Below are 18,098 nucleotides of genomic sequence, written 5' to 3' on the forward strand. Positions count from 1 at the left end.
AGCAAATTTTTTAAGTCTAACCCGGAGAAAATCCGGGTTAGGTTTTATTGCTTCTTAAAATAACCCCTAAACCAAAAATTATGAGATTGTTAAATAAATATTTAGCGGCTATTGCCGTAATTACTTTGTTGTTTTCCTCCTGTACACAGGAAGAGAATATTCAGGTAAACGACGAGGCTGTATCGCCTGATGTCGCAATGCTCTATTTGGGGCCTGTACTAAACGATCAGTTAGGAAGGCAACAGGAGCAGGAAATTCCAGATTGTTCCGAGGCAACTCCAGCTTTCGCCCAGATAAGGCTAACCTTTGGGGATGCTAACACCCCTATTGAACTTGTGGTTCCAATACTGGAAGATGATGAGGGTCTTTTTACCGCATACGACGAGGCTTTGGAGATTCCCGTTACTTCAGGAAATTCTGTTAGTGTTACCTTAACTGATTTTCTGGTTTGGAGTGACGAAAACGAAGATGGAACTCCAGATGAAGTGATATGGGCCGCACCTAAAGAAGGTAGCGATTTTGCTCAATTCGTTTCAGATCCCCTGGATATAGTCTGGGAACTACGAGCTGGTTCTAAGAATTACCAGGAAGTTGAAGTGATTTGTTTTGATGATAGAGATGTGAATTTGTATGGATATCAATTCTTTGATATTACACCAGTTCCGCTTTATGAACTTTGTGTTTTCGCGAACTACTGCACCGATGCCGGAAGACATTTTACGGCGAATTATGAATTAGACCTTTACACTTATTCAGGTATGGAGGCCGAAGAAAATCCGATTACAGATTCAGCTCTCTACACAAATATATATATGGGTGAAACTCCTGAAACAGGAAATGACGATGGATCTTTTTATGCAGATCCTTTATGTCTGGCCATTCCAGGTCCGGCGGAAGGACAGGGTGCATCTACGCCATACTTGTATTATGAGATTAGATTAAACGATTGGGAAGGCTATTATGATGCAGAACCAATGGTGAAATCAGGTTACTTAACCTGGAACCAGATCTCAGACTGGCTAACAGTTGAAGGAGATGACGATAATTCTACTGTAGATTACTGGCATGTATTCTTTAATTGTGCTGATGATGATGGACCGGAGCCATGTGATCTTGATGATCCAGATGCCGATTGTGATGGGGACGGAATCCCCAATGGTGAGGATGAATGTCCACAAGAGAATCCAACGGTAGATGAAGATGGAGACGGATGTGAAGATGTGACCCAGTGTGACCAGTCAGATCCAGAAGCCGATTGTGACAATGATGGAACACTGAACAAATGTGACGAAGATAATCCAAACTATGGAACATTCGATTGTGACGGGGATGGGGTAATTAACTCAGAAGATGATTGTCCTGAATTCGCACCAACGGTAGATGAAGATGGAGATGGTTGTGAAGATGTTTCCCAGTGTGATGAAACAGATCCAGATGCCGATTGTGACGGGGATGGAGTCTTGAACAAATGTGACGAAGATAATCCAAACTATGGAACATTTGATTGTGACGGAGATGGAGTAATTAATTCAGAAGATGATTGTCCGGAAGTTGCACCAACAGTTGATGAAGATGGGGATGGCTGTGAAGATGTTGCTCAATGTGACGAAAATGATCCAGAAGCTGATTGTGATAATGATGGCACATTGAACAAATGTGACGAGGATAATCCTAATTACGCAACATTCGATTGTGATGGTGACGGCGTACTCAATGGTAATGATAGCTGTCCTAATGATGCAGCGTCAACCGATTTAGACGGTGATGGCTGTGAGGATGAGTTAGAACCATGTTTGCCTGCTCCAGATTCCACACTAAGTTGTGAAACAGCTACTTTTACAGGTGATGTTAGTAATAATTTCCCTCAGGAAATTTTCCTAAACGGTGAAAAGATTGGAGATCTTACATTTGATATAAATAATGATGGCAATGTAGAGTTAGGTGTAGCTTTAACTGTGACAGGAGGATATTTAATCGATGAAGTTGAGGTTGCAATTGGAAATGAAATCTCTTGTTTCGATGAGACAGAATATCCGGGAACAGCAACTTACTTAATTGACGGTACATCGGATTTCAGCTATCCGCTGAATGATGTTTCAGTTAGATTGAATGTTTGTCCCGCTACTGAGTAGCTTGAAGAAATTAACCCGACTGAAATTATTTGACCGGGGGGTGACTAATTTTGCGGGTTAATATACACTACCTCTATTGGAGATAGTTGTATGGGCTGTCCGGAATCTTTTCCGGACAGCCTTTTTTATGTTTAAAATTGAAAAAATTGTTTGGAGTATAGAAAAAATTATATGTTAGAGATTGTTGTTCAGTGAAATACAGGGCCTATTCTTGAATCCAATTCATGTTAATTCCCTTGAAAATAGCGACTTCAGGGCGAATTAAAGGTTAAAAGATCAGAGTAATGAAAATGTACCCAAATCGCATTTAAAATTAAATTTGATCTTAATTGTAAGAATTTGATTGTTAAAATTTTAACGCTATTTTAAGTTACAGATTGGTTAAAATTTTTGGAATAGACTTTGTAATTCCCTGACCGGAAAATGAAATTAATAGAATTGAAAATTAAAACAAAAAACCTACTTATGAAAAAATGGAATTTTTTCTACATGTTGCCCCTACTCGGAATTATTGCATGTAGTGAAGACACAGTTTCAGAACAAACTGTTGAAGAAACGGAAACCCAAACCGTAGAATTCAAAGATGACATTACCGAATTAGCTTTTCCTAATGAAACTGGTAAAGTATCTGAAGTATACTATACAGGAATGAAGATACCAGTTGAGAACGTAAATGGAAGAATGATCTACCAGGGAGATATCATGATCCCTAAGGATAAAGCAAGTAAAAGCCCGGTTAAACTGGTTTATGAAAAGGGAGAAGAAGTACCTGAAAACAAAAGTGTTGGGCGAACTTCTGCTTACTGGACAGACAACACGGTATATTACGAGATCGATGGTAGCCTGCCGGATAAGAACCGTGTGACTGACGCGATTAATCACTGGGAGGCCAACACCAATTTGAAATTTGTTAAACGTTCAGGACAATCAAATTACATCTATTTTACACCTGGATCTGGATGTTCCTCTTATGTTGGAATGATTGGAGGTAAGCAGAATATAGTGCTTGCCAGCGGTTGTTCTACGGGTAATACCATTCATGAAATTGGTCACGCTGTTGGTCTATGGCACGAACAAAGCCGTGTAGATAGAGATAACCATATCACTATTCACTGGGAGAATATCCAGAGTGGTAGAGAGTATAACTTTGAAACCTATGCAGATGCTGGGTACGATGGAGATGAATTTACAACGAGTCTTGATTTTGGGTCGATCATGCTTTATAGCCCCTATTCGTTTTCTGCTAATGGAGAACCTACCATTACCAAAAAAGATGGTTCTTTATATGGAGCGCAGAGATCCTCTTTGTCTAGTGGAGATATCACCGGTGTTAATAGTATGTATTCATCATCTGGAGGTGGTGGAACTACTACCAATTATGTAAACGGAGAATATTATACTATTGATGGTCTCACCGTATTGAGGTACAATGATACATGGTATTATTATACTCGATGGGGATGGAGAGAGGTTGTAAATGAAAATGGAACCTGGTACTGGGCCTAAGAAATAGAAAAAACCCTCCTGAACGAATTTTCAGGAGGGTTTTTTTATGTGTAAATGATTTGTTAAAACCTCAAATGTGAGGAATAATTACACAGTTAAAATTTTAACATTCCTGAATATCTACCTGAATTTCCAAATCGATATAATGCTTTAAAAAATCGATGAAAGTAGCTATGATTCTTTTCAATAGATCCTGATTCTAATCAAAAACCTACTTATGAGAAACTTAAAATTTTTTCTAGCTATTCCGCTAATGGCTGGTATTGCCTGTAGCGATGATCCTGTAACCGATCAACCCGATCAAACCGAAAATGCTAAGTTCCAGGATGACTTTACCGAAATTGCCTTTCCGGAGCATACCGGAAAATTCAGCGACGTTTATTTTGCAGGGAAGAAATTTCCTGTTGAAGAGGTGAATGGCAAATTCGTGTACCAGGGAGATATTTTTCTTCCGGAAGATCAAACTTCTAAATCACCGGTGAAACTGGTTCTCGACGCCAATGAGAAAGTTCAGGAACAGAACAAAAGTGTGGGCCGTACTAAATTCCACTGGCCAGATAATACGGTAGTTTATGACATTGATCCTAATTTACCCAATCAGGCAAGGGTTACAGATGCGATTAGCCACTGGGAAGCCAATACAGCTGTGCGTTTTGTGAGACGTTCGGGTGAAAGCAATTATGTTTACTTTACTCCTGGTTCAGGTTGTTCTTCCTATGTTGGAATGGTTGGAGGAAAGCAAAATATAACGCTGGCAGATGCCTGTTCCACAGGGAATACAATCCATGAGATTGGCCATGCTGTTGGTCTATGGCATGAACAAAGCCGTGCTGATAGAGATCAAACCATTACTGTTCATTTCGATAATATACTTTCAGGAAGAGAGTATAATTTCTACACCTATGAGGAAGCGGGATACGATGGTGAGGAATATACCGCCGGTCTTGACCTTGGCTCTATCATGATGTACAGCCCATATTCTTTTTCTGCTAACGGCCAACCAACCATCACCCGTTTAGATGGTTCCTTATATGGAGCGCAAAGGAGCGGACTTTCCGCAGGAGATGTGGAAGGTATTAATGTGATCTATCCTGGTGAAGTGGTAACTCCAGAGCCTACCGAACCAGAACCAGAACCAGAACCAACCGAGCCAGAACCTACCGAGCCTGAGCCGGAGCCAGAAACTGAGTATATCAATGGTGAATTCTATATGATCGAAGGAGTGATGGTTTTGCGTAAAGATGATAAATGGTGGGTGCAAAAAGGTAAGAACTGGAAAGAAGTTGAATTGATAGATGGCCGTTGGAGAATGGTCAAATAAATTGCTACAAGGCCGGTTTTTCCGGCCTTTTTTATTTTTTTAGTTCTTGCAATTTTATCCTGCTGAATTCAATAGCTTCTGAAAAGAATTCGCGAAATTCCTTTTGAAATTCTTCGTAAAACTCCACCAGTTCTTCTACAGCTAGGTGCATGCCCGATTTTCTCCCGGTTCGTTTGTTCATCCCAACCAGCACCTGTTGAATTCCTTCTATTTCAGCATAGCTCAGGAGCCAGTTTCCTTCTATCATATACGGCAGAAAACTTCTGACTTTTGCCGGTAATAGTTCGTAATTATTCCGAAGTAAATCATAGAACTCCTCCGTGTATTGCTCGAGAGGCGTTTCAGAATAATCGTTCCAGTTGGACGCGAGGAAGTGATCATAGAAAATATCTGCGATAATACCATTATAATGACCATATCTTTCAAAAAGTCGGCTGGTTGATTGCTGAAAAACCGGGTGCGTATCGGTATAATAATCTATTGCACGGTGGAGAATAATTCCATTTTGAATTCCCTGGGGATATTCGAGATATTTTTTGCCCTTAATAGAATCAGCCATGAAATTGCCAATTTTGATCTCATAATCATTGCCAGAAAGGTAAATATGCGCCAGGAAATTCATATGGTGAAGATATTGAAATAATGCAACAAGAGGGTTAATTTGTGTTAAGGATTGGGACGGATTTAAGCATCCACTTATATTTGCCAGTAACTAATTCCCTACACTAGTTACTAATTATAATCAAACTATTTTTTTAGCATATGACTTTAATAAAATCTATTTCCGGGATCAGGGGAACCATCGGCGGAAAAACCGGTGATAATTTAACGCCATTGGATACGGTGAAATTTGCTGCTGCTTATGGCACCTGGTTAAAGACGGAATCCGGGAAGGATAAAATAAAAGTGGTGGTTGGCCGAGACGCCAGGATCTCTGGAAGAATGATCCAGGAATTAACCATGAATACCCTTACAGGGCTCGGGATAGATGTAATTGATCTTGGTTTGTCTACTACACCCACCGTGGAAGTCGCGGTTCCAATGGAAAAGGCCGATGGCGGAATCATACTAACCGCCAGCCACAATCCAAAGCAATGGAACGCATTAAAATTACTGAATTCAAAAGGGGAGTTCCTGGATGGCGAAGCGGGTTCCAGAATACTGGAGATCGCAGAAAAGGAAAATTTCAGTTTTGCAGAGGTTGATGACCTGGGTAGCATCGAAAGCATTGAAGATTACATCGATAAACATATAGATGAGGTGTTGAAGCTGAAGCTGGTAGATGCTGAAAAGGTTTCTAAAGCTGCTTTAAAGGTGGCCGTGGATGGTGTGAATTCCACAGGCGGAATTGCCATTCCTGCATTGCTTAAAAAAATGGGAGTTGAAGTGATCGAGTTATACTGTGATCCAAACGGTCATTTTCCGCATAACCCGGAGCCTCTAAAAGAACATCTGCAGGATATTTGTGAATTGGTTAAAAAGGAGAAAGCTGATTTTGGTATCGTTGTGGATCCCGATGTAGACCGTCTGGCATTTATTGATGAGAATGGGGAGATGTTTGGGGAGGAATATACCCTCGTGGCCTGTGCAGATTATGTCCTGTCTAAAACCCCGGGAAATACGGTAAGCAATCTTTCCTCCTCCAGGGCCTTAAGAGATGTTACAACCAAACATAATGGTGAATATTTCGCCAGCGCGGTAGGAGAAGTGAATGTAGTGAAAATGATGAAGGAAAAGAATGCTGTGATCGGCGGGGAAGGAAATGGAGGTATCATTTATCCTGAATCGCACTACGGAAGAGATTCATTGGTTGGAACCGCCTTGTTTCTTACTTACCTGGCTGAGAACGGCAAGAAGGTGTCGCAGCTTAGAAAAGAGTATCCTTCATACTATATGAGTAAAAATAAGATCGAACTTACTCCAGATCTTGATGTGGATGGAATTCTGAAGGCAGTTGAAGAAAGACATTCTAAGGCAGAGATCTCTACAGTGGATGGTGTGAAAATTGACTTTCCTGAAAACTGGGTTCATTTGAGAAAATCGAATACCGAACCTATCATCAGGATTTATACCGAAGCAAAATCTCAAAAAGAGGCCGATGAACTGGCCCAGAAAATGATCCGGGAGATCAAAGAGATCATTGCTTAATCTATAATTTCAGCATTTTCAGGTATGGGCTCATTGCGGTGCTTCCATCGTTTATGAGTCCATAAATAATATTCGGGTTTTTTCCTAATTTGTTCCTCGAGCATCCCGATAAAGCTTCTGGTGATATGATGATCGGGTTCCTGAGCTGCATGTTCCGTAATCGGTTTTAGTCTGGCTTCATAGAATCCTCTACCAACTTTTTCAACATGTAAATAGGCCACATTCATATCCAGTCTCCTGGCCAGTCTTTCTGAACCGTCAAAAACAGGCACTCTAATTCCTAAAAAATCGATCCAAAGCCTGGATTTGCTCAGTTTTGGAGTTTGATCGGCGATCATAGCATAATTAGCCAGAACACCCGCTTCCTGGTTTTTTATAATAGTTTCAGTCGCTATATAGGTGTGAATTAAAATTCCATCGAAACGACCGCGAATCCTTTTTACAAGGTTGTCAAAATATGTATTCCTTATTCGTTTATAGATCCCGTAAGATTTGAACTTAAGACCTAGCAACTGGATAGCGATCATCCATTCATAGCTGGCATAATGCCCGCACATTACGATTAGGCTCTTATTCCTGCTTTCCAGGTCCCGCAGATATTCTTCATTTTTAAGAACGAATCTTTTCTGCAACTCTTCTTCACTAATAGAGATGCTTTTGATCATTTCCAGGAACATATCGCACATATGCCTGTAAAAATCCTTTTCTATTCGTTTGATTTCCTTTTCGTCTTTTTCTGGGAAGACCAGGTTCAAATTTTGCTGAACCGTTTTCCTGCGGTATCCGAAGACTCGATAAACAAGAAAAAAGACAAGATCTGAAAAGGCATAAAATAACCTGAAGGGCAGGATGGAAATAAGCCAGAGAATTGGGTAAACTATCCAGAAAACTAATCCTTGCATAAAAACGCTTTCGGCAAATATATGGTATATTTGAAATTAAACTTAAGCTTCTATGGGACAATTAAACCTTGTAACACTCATCATAATTGGGGTGAACGTGTTAGTTTCTTTCAAGGGTTTTAGTGATCAGTCATTTTTCAATAAATATAAATTCAATATAGCCGATCTAAAACGGGGTGCAAAATATCAGGTTTTCACCTCCGGTTTTCTTCATGTAGATACTGCTCACCTTTTTGTAAATATGTTGACGCTGTATTTTTTTGCCAATGTGGTCATCTACAGCCTCGGTTCCATAGCTTTTCTTATTATTTATCTCGGAAGTCTTTTATTGGGTAATTTATTATCCTATTTCTTTCATAAAGACGATTATAATTATACCGCTGTGGGCGCCAGTGGCGCGGTGATGGGAATACTTTATTCGGCTATTCTTCTGCAACCCGATATGACCCTTGGGTTGTTCTTTGTGATCCCTATCCCTGCCTATGTTTTTGGTATAGGGTATCTTCTTTATACCATCTACGGAATGAAAAGCCGAAGGGACAATATTGGTCATGATGCTCATTTTGGTGGCGCTACGGGAGGATATTTGCTCACCATGGTCTTTGCTCCCTGGGTTTTCGAATCTCACTTGTTAATGGTAATTCTTCTGGCTGTGCCTATTGTAATCCTGTTTTTTCTTCAAAGAACGGGGTACATATAAAATTTGGTACTCTTATTGAATTAGGCGGTTAAACGAAACTTTCTAATTATGAAAAAATTTATGCTGCTTTTTGTGGTTTTACTCTCTGTTCCGGTGATGGCGCAGAACTCTCAGAACCCTTCAGTTTCAGTAAGCGGGGAGGGGATTATTAAAATTGTTCCAGACCAGGTACTGATTAAATCCAGGATCGAACATGAGGGACCTTCAGCCACATCGGTGAAAAAACAAAACGATGAGATTGTAAATAAGATCATTAACTATTTGAAGGCTGAAGGTATCGATGAAAAGGATTTTCAAACCAACTATGTGAATCTCAATAAACGCTACGATTATAATGAAAAGACCTATACATATATAGCAAACCAGTCTATTACGATTAAGCTGAAGGATATAGGGAATTATGAGAGGATCATGAAGGGGTTACTGGAAAACGGACTCAATCGTATTGACGGTATTCAATTTCTATCTTCTGAAATTGAAAAGTATGAGCAGGAGGCGAGAAGATTAGCTGTTCTTGATGCCCAGAATAAAGCAAAACAACTGGCTTCTCCATTGGGTCAGGAAATTGGAAAGGCTATTTCGATTTCTGAAATGGATTACAATAACGTTCAACCTTTATATCGAATGGAAGAAATGGCCGATATGAGCATGGCCAAGACCGATGAGCAAACCATTGCTCCAGGAGAAATGGAATTAAAGATCAGGGTGAATGTAAGCTTTGAATTGCTTCAATAAAAAAAGCGCCACTAGGGCGCTTTCTTTTTTTTATCAAATCCGTTTTTACTGAAGTAGTTCCCCTATTTTTTCGGAAAGAGCTTCTCCTCTCAGGTTTTTTGCAACGATGGTTCCTTTTTCATCCAGAACGAACGTAGCAGGAATGGCTTTTACACCGTATTTCTTTGCGATTGGTTCATTCCAGAACTGAAGATTCGAAACGTGATCCCAGTCTTCCAGGTTATCTTCTTTAATTGCCTGAATCCAGCGATCTTTCTGGCCTGGTCTGTCCAGGGAAACGCTAATGATATTTAGACCGTCATCCTTATATTTGTTATAGGTCTTTACCAGGTTAGGGTTTTCTACACGGCATGGTTTACACCAGGCAGCCCAGAAATCTACAACGGTAACTTTACCAAGATTTTCGCTTAAAGCCAATTCCTTACCATCGGGAGTAGGACCTGAGAATTCTGGTGCCTTACTTCCAACTTCATAAGTGCTGCGTTTTTCCAGGTCTTCTTCAAGCTTTTTGGCAAGAGTGGTTTGCTTGATCCGGTCTGAAACCTCATCATAATATTCTCCAACTTCTGCCGGGGTATGACTTCTCATATTCAGCATATCTGAAAGGATCATTACAGAAACATAAGCGTCGTTATATCGTTTAAGAAGTTCTTCTTTTACCACCTTGTCGTTTTCCTGTAATTCTTGCTGAGTTTCCCTAAGACTACTTAGTTTTTCACGGTCCTGGTTCATCATGGCCTGGCGACTCTCCTTTTGGATATTGGTCATTTTCCGATTCATTTCCTTGATATGATTGAGATACTCCTGGAGCGCTTTATTTTCACTTCCGCCATCAACCACACTATTCATTAGTGTATCCTTATCTATTTCGAAACGAATGCGTTGATTTTCTGAAACAAAAACAACATTACCATTAGAACCTTCTAATCTTAGAAAACTCAAATTAGGGGCATCCTGTTCTTCCATATCGATTTCGAACTCGCCATTTGAAACGGTAGCGGTATCTATCATTTTAGGTGCTCTTGTGGAAGGATCGAGTTGGGCGATATAAATTTTCTTTCCATCTTCCACGCCCTCTGCAGAACCGGTAAGATAATAACCTTTATCGTCTGCACAGCCTGCCAGTAGCAAACCTAGAAGAGTAAATAGAATTCCTGTTTTTTTCATATTCTGAATTGATTTTACACAAAAATAATGAACTGCCTTCGCTTAAGACTGCCATTTTTATAAAATAATGTTAATTTAAATATTTACGTCTTTCAGAGCCTGCTATAAAATTTAATTTTACCTAAATTATCAGATTATGGTGCAGCAATTAAAAAATTTTCCTTTCGATATTGAGATCAGTTTTCATAAAGTTATTGAACAATATGAAAATCAGCTGGATCATATAGAAAGCAATATTTCCCGGGAATATACCCGAAAGATGCTGGATTATATCAAGGATTATCCAGAGCTTTCGGAAGGTTTTGAAGATCCCAAACTCTTAAAAAAATACCAGGAACCTATCAAAGTTTTGCTTAACGACCTGTTCCCAACGGTACTTACAAATAACGAGATCAAGGCAGCATCGGTGCCTTTTCATAATATACTTTTCAATACCTCACAACGACTTAGCCAGATACTGGAAAAGGCGGGTGACGACTTTCATTTAGGCCTTCGCAACATCGACGAGGACCTGCTTTACGTTATCGCGTGCATCCAGATACTCAAGAACTATTATAATTATAAGGTTGATGTTTCAAGGCCTTTGTATTATGATATTCCCGATGAAAATGGAATAAATCGGCATTATCGTATTGCCATGAATGCTGATTTTGTTGAAATCTATCCAAAGGATGAGGCTCCGGAGATTACCCAGGAAGATGTAGATCTTTTAGTTCAGAATGTGGATAACACGAAGCTATGGAAGGAAAAAATACCACCAGAAAGTTATGTGTTTAAAGGCTTTACCATCATTAACTTAACCGATGTAACCATTGATGATGCTATTTCTGAATTAAAGACCACTCTTTTATTTGAAGAGATCAACGAGGTTGAGGAATTAAAGAAACTTCAGGAAATTTTCAGGTCCATCTATCACGTGCCCGACCTTAGAGTAGGGTTCACGGTATTTAATCGAAGAGACATGGTCTTTGAACGTATGGATAATAATGAGGCGACGAGCTTTATCCTGGACAAGGAGCTTGTGAATGATTGTGATACGGGTATTTGTGAAGAGTCCTTTCAGAAATTAATTGAGGAGAACACTTATTTTACGATTTCCAATGTTGAGAATTACATAAAGAACAACGATAATCTCCTGGCCAAAAATCTCAAGAAGAACGATATAAAGAGCTGTTTGCTTGCGCCAATTGCCAAAAATGGCAAATTACTGGGTATTCTGGAACTCGTTTCCCAAAGAAAGAACGAGCTTAACAGTATCAATGCGATCAAACTGGATGATATTCTTCCTTATATAGTCACTACGGTGGAACGTAACCGGAACGAGTTTGAAAACAGGGTGAAGGCCGTGATTCAAAGTGAATGCACTTCCATTCATCCCAGTGTTTTGTGGGTTTTTGAAAAAGAAGCCAAGAAATTCATTCGAGACCTGGATAAGGATGGCCTTGCATCTTTTAAAGATATCTCCTTCAAGGATGTCTATCCCTTATACGGGCAGATAGATATAGTGGCCTCTTCAGATGCTCGTAACCAGGCGATCAAACAGGATTTACTGGATCAACTGGATATTATTCTGAATATTATTCAGAAGGCGTATGAAATAGAAGAACTTCCTATTTATGACCAGGTGAAATACAGGATTTCTGACTTCAAAAAAGAAATCGAAGAAAAACTGAATGCCAGCAGTGAGCAAAAGGTATTTAACCTACTTCAGAAGGAAGTAAATCCTTTGATGAGCCATCTCAAAAAACAATCTGATGATATCAAGGATCTTGTTGAAGAATATAAAAAGAAGCTGAATCCTGAGACAGGTATCGTCTACAACCACCGTAAAAAATACGATGAGACCGTCCAGCAGATCAACAGGACCATGTCACGTTATATCGATAAAAAACAGGTTCAGGCCCAGGATATCTATCCGCATTATTTTGAGAGATATAAGACAGATGGAGTAGACCATAATATCTATATTGGTGCTTCAATGGCCTATAAACGGTCATTCAATAAGGTTTACCTTTTTAATTTAAGATTGTGGCAGTTGAGCACGATGTGTGAAATGGAAAATCACTTCTACCGTTTACAGGAAAGCACCCCCATTCAACTTGACGCGGCCTCCCTTATACTGGTTTATAACAGCACCATGTCCATAAGGTATCGAATGGATGAGAAGAAGTTCGATGTAGACGGTACTTACAATGCCCGTTATGAAATTATCAAAAAGCGAATTGATAAAGCTCATGTAAAAGGCACTGAAGAACGAGTCACTCAAAAAGGAAAAATGACTATCGTTTATTCACAAAGCAGTGATGAACGAGAGTATCTGCAATACATCAAGTACCTTCAGGCTAAGAATTACTTTGGAGACGAGGTAGAAGTCCTTGAGCTCGAAGATGTACAGGGCGTGGTTGGTTTAAAGGCTATCAGGGTAAATATTCTTTATTCGAAAGATACCAATTACCCTGAAGAGACCATAACTTATGAAGACCTGATGGAAGAATTACATTAGGTAAAATGCCAGGATAAAGGCAAGTACCGAAAGGATGATCCCAACCATGAAGACGGTGTAGGTAAGCCGTAAAAGTATGTACTTACGGTGTAAGACCTTTCCAAGCAGGTGCAGATCCAGCATCAGCATTTCATAAACGTAATCCTTGTCTTTTATAAGTTTGTTCATACCCCATTTGAACTGCTCAAATGGCATTTTATGATAATTTCCGAAAAACAAAAGGTTCACATCACGGTTTTCTACCTGCTCCTTGGTGAATTCACCACTGGTCACATTCGGCCTGGTAGACAGGATGGAAAGGATCATGGACGCAACGCTAAAAAGGATCAGGACCAAACTCGGGATTAAAAGGTGCCTGTTGGAAGCAGCCTCCAGTTTTGGGATTAGGTTGGCAATTGCCAGCGAAATGATTATCGCATTTACCGAAAGCAGGATATTTGCCTTGCTATCTGCAATATCACTGAGCTTAATATGGTTTCTTAAAGTCACCCTGAATAGTGTTTGAATACTACGCTCTGGGTTATCATTTTTATACTTGGCCTTCATCCGGGCCTTGTGCTCTTCTTTCTTTAATTTCTTTTGCTGCTTGTTCTTACTTTCGATCAGCGAAAGCAGGTTTTCCTCTTTCTTAGGCTTCCAGTTTTTGCTGGCATACTCGGTATAATATTGGTGCTTTTCTGTAAAGACCATGATATTTTCTTCCAGCCATTCGGCATTGGTGAAATTCTTAATATTATGGAGTTCAAGTTCCTGCCTTAAAAATTCACTGGTTTCATCGAAGTAATCTTTCCCGAAGTGCGAAGAATCGGCATCTTTGATGATCTTCTCTTCCAGGCTTTCAGGTACTTTCGTAAACCTGGTTGCGAGAATGAATTTCTTTACTTTTTCGATAAGTTCGGGAGTTGCATTCTGGTCCTTTAAGAACGATTCAGCAATCTCAGCACTTTTCTCTTCATGTCCTACATATTTATGAATATATCCCGTGTCATGCAGCCATGCAGCAAGGATTAGCGCCTCACTGTCTTTAACATTAATTTCAGAATTATCGATTAATTCTTTAGTACTTTTAACCACCCGCTCAGTATGCTGGTAGTTGTGATAAATAAAGGTGTTTGGCAGTTTTTCTCTAAATAATTCTTCAACAAATTTATCAGCTTTCTCAATGAGATTGTTCATACATGAAGTTGTTAGTTACGGACCAAATTACCAAAAAATTGACCACTCTTTTCTATGAAAAAAGTTAAACTTTTTGCCCCTCTTTTTGCCTTAAGCCTTGTTTTTTCCTGCGCTACGGTCCAACCGAAATACAAAGATGGGGAACCGGAATCCAATTTCGGATATCCGGAAAACAAGGAAATCGAAAAATCATTTTACTTATTGGGAGACGGAGGTTATTCTCCGCCCGGAGGAACCTCTCTCGGGTTGATTGCCTTTAAAACCTTTTTGGATTCGGTTCAAAAAACCGAAAATTATACCATATTCCTGGGTGACAATATCTATCCAGATGGAATGCCGGCAAAGGACTCTCCAAACCGTGAAGCAGCAGAATACAGGCTGGATGCCCAGCTGGACGCGATAGAAAATTATAAGGGCAGGGTAGTGGTTATCCCTGGGAATCATGACTGGTATAATGAAAAACTGGAAGGTCTCGAACGTCAGAAGGATTATTTAAAGGAAAAGTTTGAGGATATCCTCGTTTGGAGTCCTGAAATTGGTTGCGGTCTCGAATCGATTGAAATTTCAGAAAATATCCAATTGATCGTAATCGATTCTCAGTGGTATCTCGAGGACTGGGATCGTAACCCGAAGATCAATGACAATTGCGAGCAGATCAAAACCCGTGAAGCCATGTTTCTCGAGCTTGAGTCTGAAATAAAATCGAACCAGAATAAAACCATTGTGGTTGCATTACACCATCCGGTTTATACCAATGGGGTGCATGGCGGGCAGTATAGTTTTGACAGGCATATCTTTCCTTCCCAAAAGAAGATTCCCATACCAATTCTGGGTTCTCTTGCTACGCTTATCAGGACTACCGGTGGAGTTTCCATACAGGATGCTCAGAATAACAGGTACAAATCCCTGGCCGATCGCCTTTCTACTATTGCTCAAAGTTCTGAACGGCTCGTTTTCGTATCGGGACATGAGCATTCGCTACAGTATATCATGCATGATAGTATTAGGCAGGTGGTATCTGGATCGGGGTCTAAAGCCTCTTATGCTAATTTGAGTAATGACGGGCTATTTGCCTATAACGGGCAGGGCTTTGCAGTGCTGGATATTTTTAAGGATGGTTCTTCATGGATTAGTTTTTATGGGAATGAGAATAACAAACCGAAACTTTTATACCAGAAGGAGATGTTTGAAACGCCGGTTCCCTTTGAACTGAAGGAATACCCGAGTTCGTTTCCAGCTCAAAAAACCGTTTCAATATATGATGAGGAGGAAACCAGTAAAAGCAATGTTTACAATACAGTTTGGGGTGAAAGATATAGGGAACTTTATGGTACTGAGGTGACCCTGCCTGTTGCAGTACTCGATACCCTGTACGGCGGATTGGAAGTGGTGCGAGAAGGCGGAGGCCATCAAACGGTCTCCTTAAGGGTAAAGGACAGCCTGGGAAGAGAATATAATATAAGGAGGGTTCGAAAGGATGCCTTACGTTTTCTTCAGAATGTCGCATTTAAGAACCAGCCGGTTGAAGATAAATTGGAAAATACGGTAGCTGAAGACCTGATGGCCGATTTCTATACTGCGGCACATCCATATGGTTTCCTTGCAATTCCTACTCTAAGTAAAGCTGCAGGAGTGTACCATACCAATCCAAAGATCTTTTACCTGCCAAAGCAAAAGGCCCTTGGTAAATATAATTCGGTTCATGGAGATGAGATCTATATGATTGTTGAAAGGCCAGAAGATGGATGGAAAGGTTATGAGAGCTTTGGAAAGCCAGATCATGATATTGTGAGCACTTCTGGAATGCTGGAAAGATTGCGTCGCGACGAGAAATACATTCTTGATGAAGCTGCCTATGTAAGGGCCCGACTTTTCGATATGCTTATTGGTGACTGGGACAGGCACCAGGACCAGTGGCGATGGGCTGAAATTGAAGATGAAGAAGGTAATCACATTTTCAAACCTATTCCGCGGGATAGGGATCAGGTTTTTTCAAATTTCGATGGGGCATTCTTCGGAACCCTTCGATCTTTATCCGGTTTTGCGAACCAGTTCGCGGTTTATGGCGATAATATTGAAGATGTGGAATGGTTCAATATCGCTGCTCTTGGGTTAGACAGGTCGCTTCTTCAGAATACCGGAAAGGAAACCTGGATGGAACAGGCAAAATTCATCCAGGAGAACATAACCAAAGAGATTATTGAAGAGGCTTTTTCGAAATTACCTGATGAAACACAGGGTCCGGCAACAGAAGACCTAATGGAAAACGTAATGGGTAGGCGTGACAATATAGTTGAAATTGCAGAGCGCTATTATGGACACCTGTCCAGCCTGGCCATCGTTACCGGAACCGATAAAGATGATTTTATCGATATTGAAAGGTTAAACGACGGCAATACCCGCGTTACCGTAACCAGGAATAAAGGTGGTGAACGAGCTGAAATATTAAGCGATAAGATTTATAAAGCAAATGAAACCGAAGAGATCTGGGTTTATGGGCTAGATGATGACGATGAGATCTTTGTTAAGGGAACTGGTCCCAGAAAGATCTTTTTAAGAGTGATCGGAGGCCAGAACAATGATGTTTATTCGGTAGAAAATGGTAAAAACCTGAAGATCTATGACCACAAATCACTGCCAAATACTGTAAAAAAAGCGGGTAATGCAAAGTTTAGGTTCACTGATAATTATGAGATCAATACCTACGATAAGGATAAGAAGACATTCTCTTCGGGAAGTATTCTGCCTAACCTGGAGTACAATCCCGATGAAGGTTTTGGAGTTGGAATTCAATTTGTAAAATCAATTAATAAGTTCAAAAGAAATCCATTTACTTCCCAGCATAGCTTTTCAGGGGAATTCCACTCAGCAACCAATGGTTTTGCCTTAGCATATGAAGCCGAATTTGCCAGGATAGTTGGTAAGTATAATCTCCAGGTAGGTGCGAATTTCACAAGTCCACAGTACAGCAAAAACTTTTTTGGCTTCGGAAATGAAACTTTCAATCCGGAAGATGAACTCGGCATGGATTACAACCGGGTTGGTTTAAATGAATTTGGAGGGAAAGTTGCCCTGGTCAACAAAACACCTTTCGGTAGTTTTTTTGGTTTTACAGCCAGTTTTGAAGGAATTGAAGTGACAGATGATTCTGTAAGGTTTTTAACTGAAGAATTTACAACAGATGATCCTGATTTCTTTTCCCGTAAGTATTTTGCCGGCCTGGACGCCATGTACCGCTATGAAAGTTATGACGACAAATTGAACCCAACACGAGGGATGCTGTTTGAACTCAATCTTGGAGGTAAATTAAATACAGTTGATACTGACAGGCAATATGGATACTTTAAGCCGTATATGGGTTTTTATAATGCACTAACACGCAACCGGAAACTGGTATTGAAAACCAGGGCTGAAGCTCATATTAACATAGGGCAGGAATTCGAGTTTTACCAGGCAGCCCAGTTGGGAGCTAGAAGTGGACTGCGAGGTTACAGGCTGGAGCGATATACCGGTAAAAGTTCCTTTGGTACCGGTGCAGACCTTAGATATTCCTTTAATACCGTAAAAACTAACTTTTTGCCTTTCCAGTTAGGAATCTTCGGTGGATATGATCTGGGGCGTGTTTGGTTTGATGGAGAGAACAGTAATGTTTGGCATGACAGTTACGGTGGCGGATTCTGGGTGAACAGCGCTGAAGCTATTCAGGGGACATTTAGTGTGTTTGCCGGCAGCGAAGGTGCCCGTCTCGAATTTGGATTAGGACTCAAGTTTTAAAAAGGAATAAAAAAATCCGGCATCATGGCCGGAT

The 18,098-nt window shown here is 40.3% G+C and carries 12 protein-coding genes; 8 read left to right on the forward strand and 4 right to left on the reverse strand.

Annotation, left to right across the window (positions count from 1 at the left end; genetic code table 11):
* The first annotated feature begins 80 nt into the window (after positions 1 to 80).
* The 3 genes from MKO06_RS08085 (at position 81) to MKO06_RS08095 (ending at position 4,959) form a co-directional block, all read left to right on the forward strand.
* Positions 81 to 2,132 carry an MSCRAMM family adhesin gene (locus MKO06_RS08085; protein ID WP_241551672.1) on the forward strand — a complete coding sequence of 684 codons (2,052 nt, stop codon included), beginning with the start codon at positions 81 to 83 and terminating at the stop codon, positions 2,130 to 2,132.
* A gap of 465 nt (positions 2,133 to 2,597) precedes the next feature.
* Positions 2,598 to 3,638, forward strand: a complete 1,041-nt coding sequence (locus MKO06_RS08090; RefSeq protein ID WP_241551673.1) for a M12 family metallopeptidase — start codon at positions 2,598 to 2,600, stop codon at positions 3,636 to 3,638.
* A 217-nt stretch (positions 3,639 to 3,855) separates the two neighbouring features.
* A complete protein-coding gene (locus MKO06_RS08095; RefSeq protein WP_241551674.1) occupies positions 3,856 to 4,959 on the forward strand; it encodes a M12 family metallopeptidase in 1,104 nt (367 codons plus the stop codon).
* A gap of 31 nt (positions 4,960 to 4,990) precedes the next feature.
* Here MKO06_RS08095 and MKO06_RS08100 read toward each other — a convergent pair whose 3' ends face one another.
* A complete protein-coding gene (locus tag MKO06_RS08100; RefSeq protein ID WP_241551675.1) occupies positions 4,991 to 5,581 on the reverse strand; it encodes an acyl carrier protein phosphodiesterase in 591 nt (196 codons plus the stop codon).
* A 140-nt stretch (positions 5,582 to 5,721) separates the two neighbouring features.
* Here MKO06_RS08100 and glmM point away from each other — a divergent pair, with 140 nt between their 5' ends.
* Positions 5,722 to 7,107 carry a phosphoglucosamine mutase gene (glmM, locus tag MKO06_RS08105; RefSeq protein WP_241551676.1) on the forward strand — a complete coding sequence of 462 codons (1,386 nt, stop codon included), beginning with the start codon at positions 5,722 to 5,724 and terminating at the stop codon, positions 7,105 to 7,107.
* Here glmM and MKO06_RS08110 read toward each other — a convergent pair.
* Positions 7,104 to 8,009 (reverse strand): lysophospholipid acyltransferase family protein, encoded by a 906-nt coding sequence (locus MKO06_RS08110; RefSeq protein ID WP_241551677.1) that lies wholly within the window; start codon positions 8,007 to 8,009, stop codon positions 7,104 to 7,106. The two genes, glmM and MKO06_RS08110, sit on opposite strands and share 4 nt — an antisense overlap.
* Positions 8,010 to 8,061: 52 nt before the next feature.
* On the opposite strand from MKO06_RS08110, the gene MKO06_RS08115 reads away from it, so the two are divergent.
* Positions 8,062 to 8,709: a rhomboid family intramembrane serine protease gene (locus MKO06_RS08115; RefSeq protein WP_241551678.1), complete on the forward strand. Its 648-nt coding sequence runs from the start codon at positions 8,062 to 8,064 to the stop codon at positions 8,707 to 8,709.
* A gap of 48 nt (positions 8,710 to 8,757) precedes the next feature.
* Positions 8,758 to 9,444: an SIMPL domain-containing protein gene (locus tag MKO06_RS08120; RefSeq protein WP_241551679.1), complete on the forward strand. Its 687-nt coding sequence runs from the start codon at positions 8,758 to 8,760 to the stop codon at positions 9,442 to 9,444.
* A gap of 45 nt (positions 9,445 to 9,489) precedes the next feature.
* On the opposite strand, the gene MKO06_RS08125 is transcribed toward MKO06_RS08120, so the two are convergent.
* Complete coding sequence (locus MKO06_RS08125) at positions 9,490 to 10,611, reverse strand: TlpA disulfide reductase family protein (RefSeq protein WP_241551680.1); 1,122 nt, start codon at positions 10,609 to 10,611, stop codon at positions 9,490 to 9,492.
* A 136-nt stretch (positions 10,612 to 10,747) separates the two neighbouring features.
* Between MKO06_RS08125 and MKO06_RS08130 the strand changes: the two genes are divergently transcribed.
* Positions 10,748 to 13,114, forward strand: a complete 2,367-nt coding sequence (locus MKO06_RS08130; protein ID WP_241551681.1) for a GAF domain-containing protein — start codon at positions 10,748 to 10,750, stop codon at positions 13,112 to 13,114.
* Here MKO06_RS08130 and MKO06_RS08135 read toward each other — a convergent pair.
* Positions 13,106 to 14,290 carry a Pycsar system effector family protein gene (locus tag MKO06_RS08135; RefSeq protein ID WP_241551682.1) on the reverse strand — a complete coding sequence of 395 codons (1,185 nt, stop codon included), beginning with the start codon at positions 14,288 to 14,290 and terminating at the stop codon, positions 13,106 to 13,108. The two genes, MKO06_RS08130 and MKO06_RS08135, sit on opposite strands and share 9 nt — an antisense overlap.
* 54 nt (positions 14,291 to 14,344) lie before the next feature.
* On the opposite strand from MKO06_RS08135, the gene MKO06_RS08140 reads away from it, so the two are divergent.
* Complete coding sequence (locus MKO06_RS08140; RefSeq protein WP_241551683.1) at positions 14,345 to 18,064, forward strand: metallophosphoesterase; 3,720 nt, start codon at positions 14,345 to 14,347, stop codon at positions 18,062 to 18,064.
* Positions 18,065 to 18,098: the final 34 nt, after the last annotated feature.

Source organism: Christiangramia oceanisediminis, from assembly GCF_022570735.2.
Lineage (GTDB): Bacteria > Bacteroidota > Bacteroidia > Flavobacteriales > Flavobacteriaceae > Christiangramia > Christiangramia oceanisediminis.

What these genes read in the sequence shown, in the direction of transcription:
- MKO06_RS08085 (WP_241551672.1), top strand. Translation starts at nt 81, where the DNA reads ATGAGATTGTTAAATAAATATTTAGCGGCTATTGCCGTAATTACTTTG.
- MKO06_RS08090 (WP_241551673.1), top strand. Translation starts at nt 2,598, where the DNA reads ATGAAAAAATGGAATTTTTTCTACATGTTGCCCCTACTCGGAATTATT.
- MKO06_RS08095 (WP_241551674.1), top strand. Translation starts at nt 3,856, where the DNA reads ATGAGAAACTTAAAATTTTTTCTAGCTATTCCGCTAATGGCTGGTATT.
- MKO06_RS08100 (WP_241551675.1), bottom strand. Translation starts at nt 5,581, where the DNA reads ATGAATTTCCTGGCGCATATTTACCTTTCTGGCAATGATTATGAGATC.
- glmM (WP_241551676.1), top strand. Translation starts at nt 5,722, where the DNA reads ATGACTTTAATAAAATCTATTTCCGGGATCAGGGGAACCATCGGCGGA.
- MKO06_RS08110 (WP_241551677.1), bottom strand. Translation starts at nt 8,009, where the DNA reads ATGCAAGGATTAGTTTTCTGGATAGTTTACCCAATTCTCTGGCTTATT.
- MKO06_RS08115 (WP_241551678.1), top strand. Translation starts at nt 8,062, where the DNA reads ATGGGACAATTAAACCTTGTAACACTCATCATAATTGGGGTGAACGTG.
- MKO06_RS08120 (WP_241551679.1), top strand. Translation starts at nt 8,758, where the DNA reads ATGAAAAAATTTATGCTGCTTTTTGTGGTTTTACTCTCTGTTCCGGTG.
- MKO06_RS08125 (WP_241551680.1), bottom strand. Translation starts at nt 10,611, where the DNA reads ATGAAAAAAACAGGAATTCTATTTACTCTTCTAGGTTTGCTACTGGCA.
- MKO06_RS08130 (WP_241551681.1), top strand. Translation starts at nt 10,748, where the DNA reads ATGGTGCAGCAATTAAAAAATTTTCCTTTCGATATTGAGATCAGTTTT.
- MKO06_RS08135 (WP_241551682.1), bottom strand. Translation starts at nt 14,290, where the DNA reads ATGAACAATCTCATTGAGAAAGCTGATAAATTTGTTGAAGAATTATTT.
- MKO06_RS08140 (WP_241551683.1), top strand. Translation starts at nt 14,345, where the DNA reads ATGAAAAAAGTTAAACTTTTTGCCCCTCTTTTTGCCTTAAGCCTTGTT.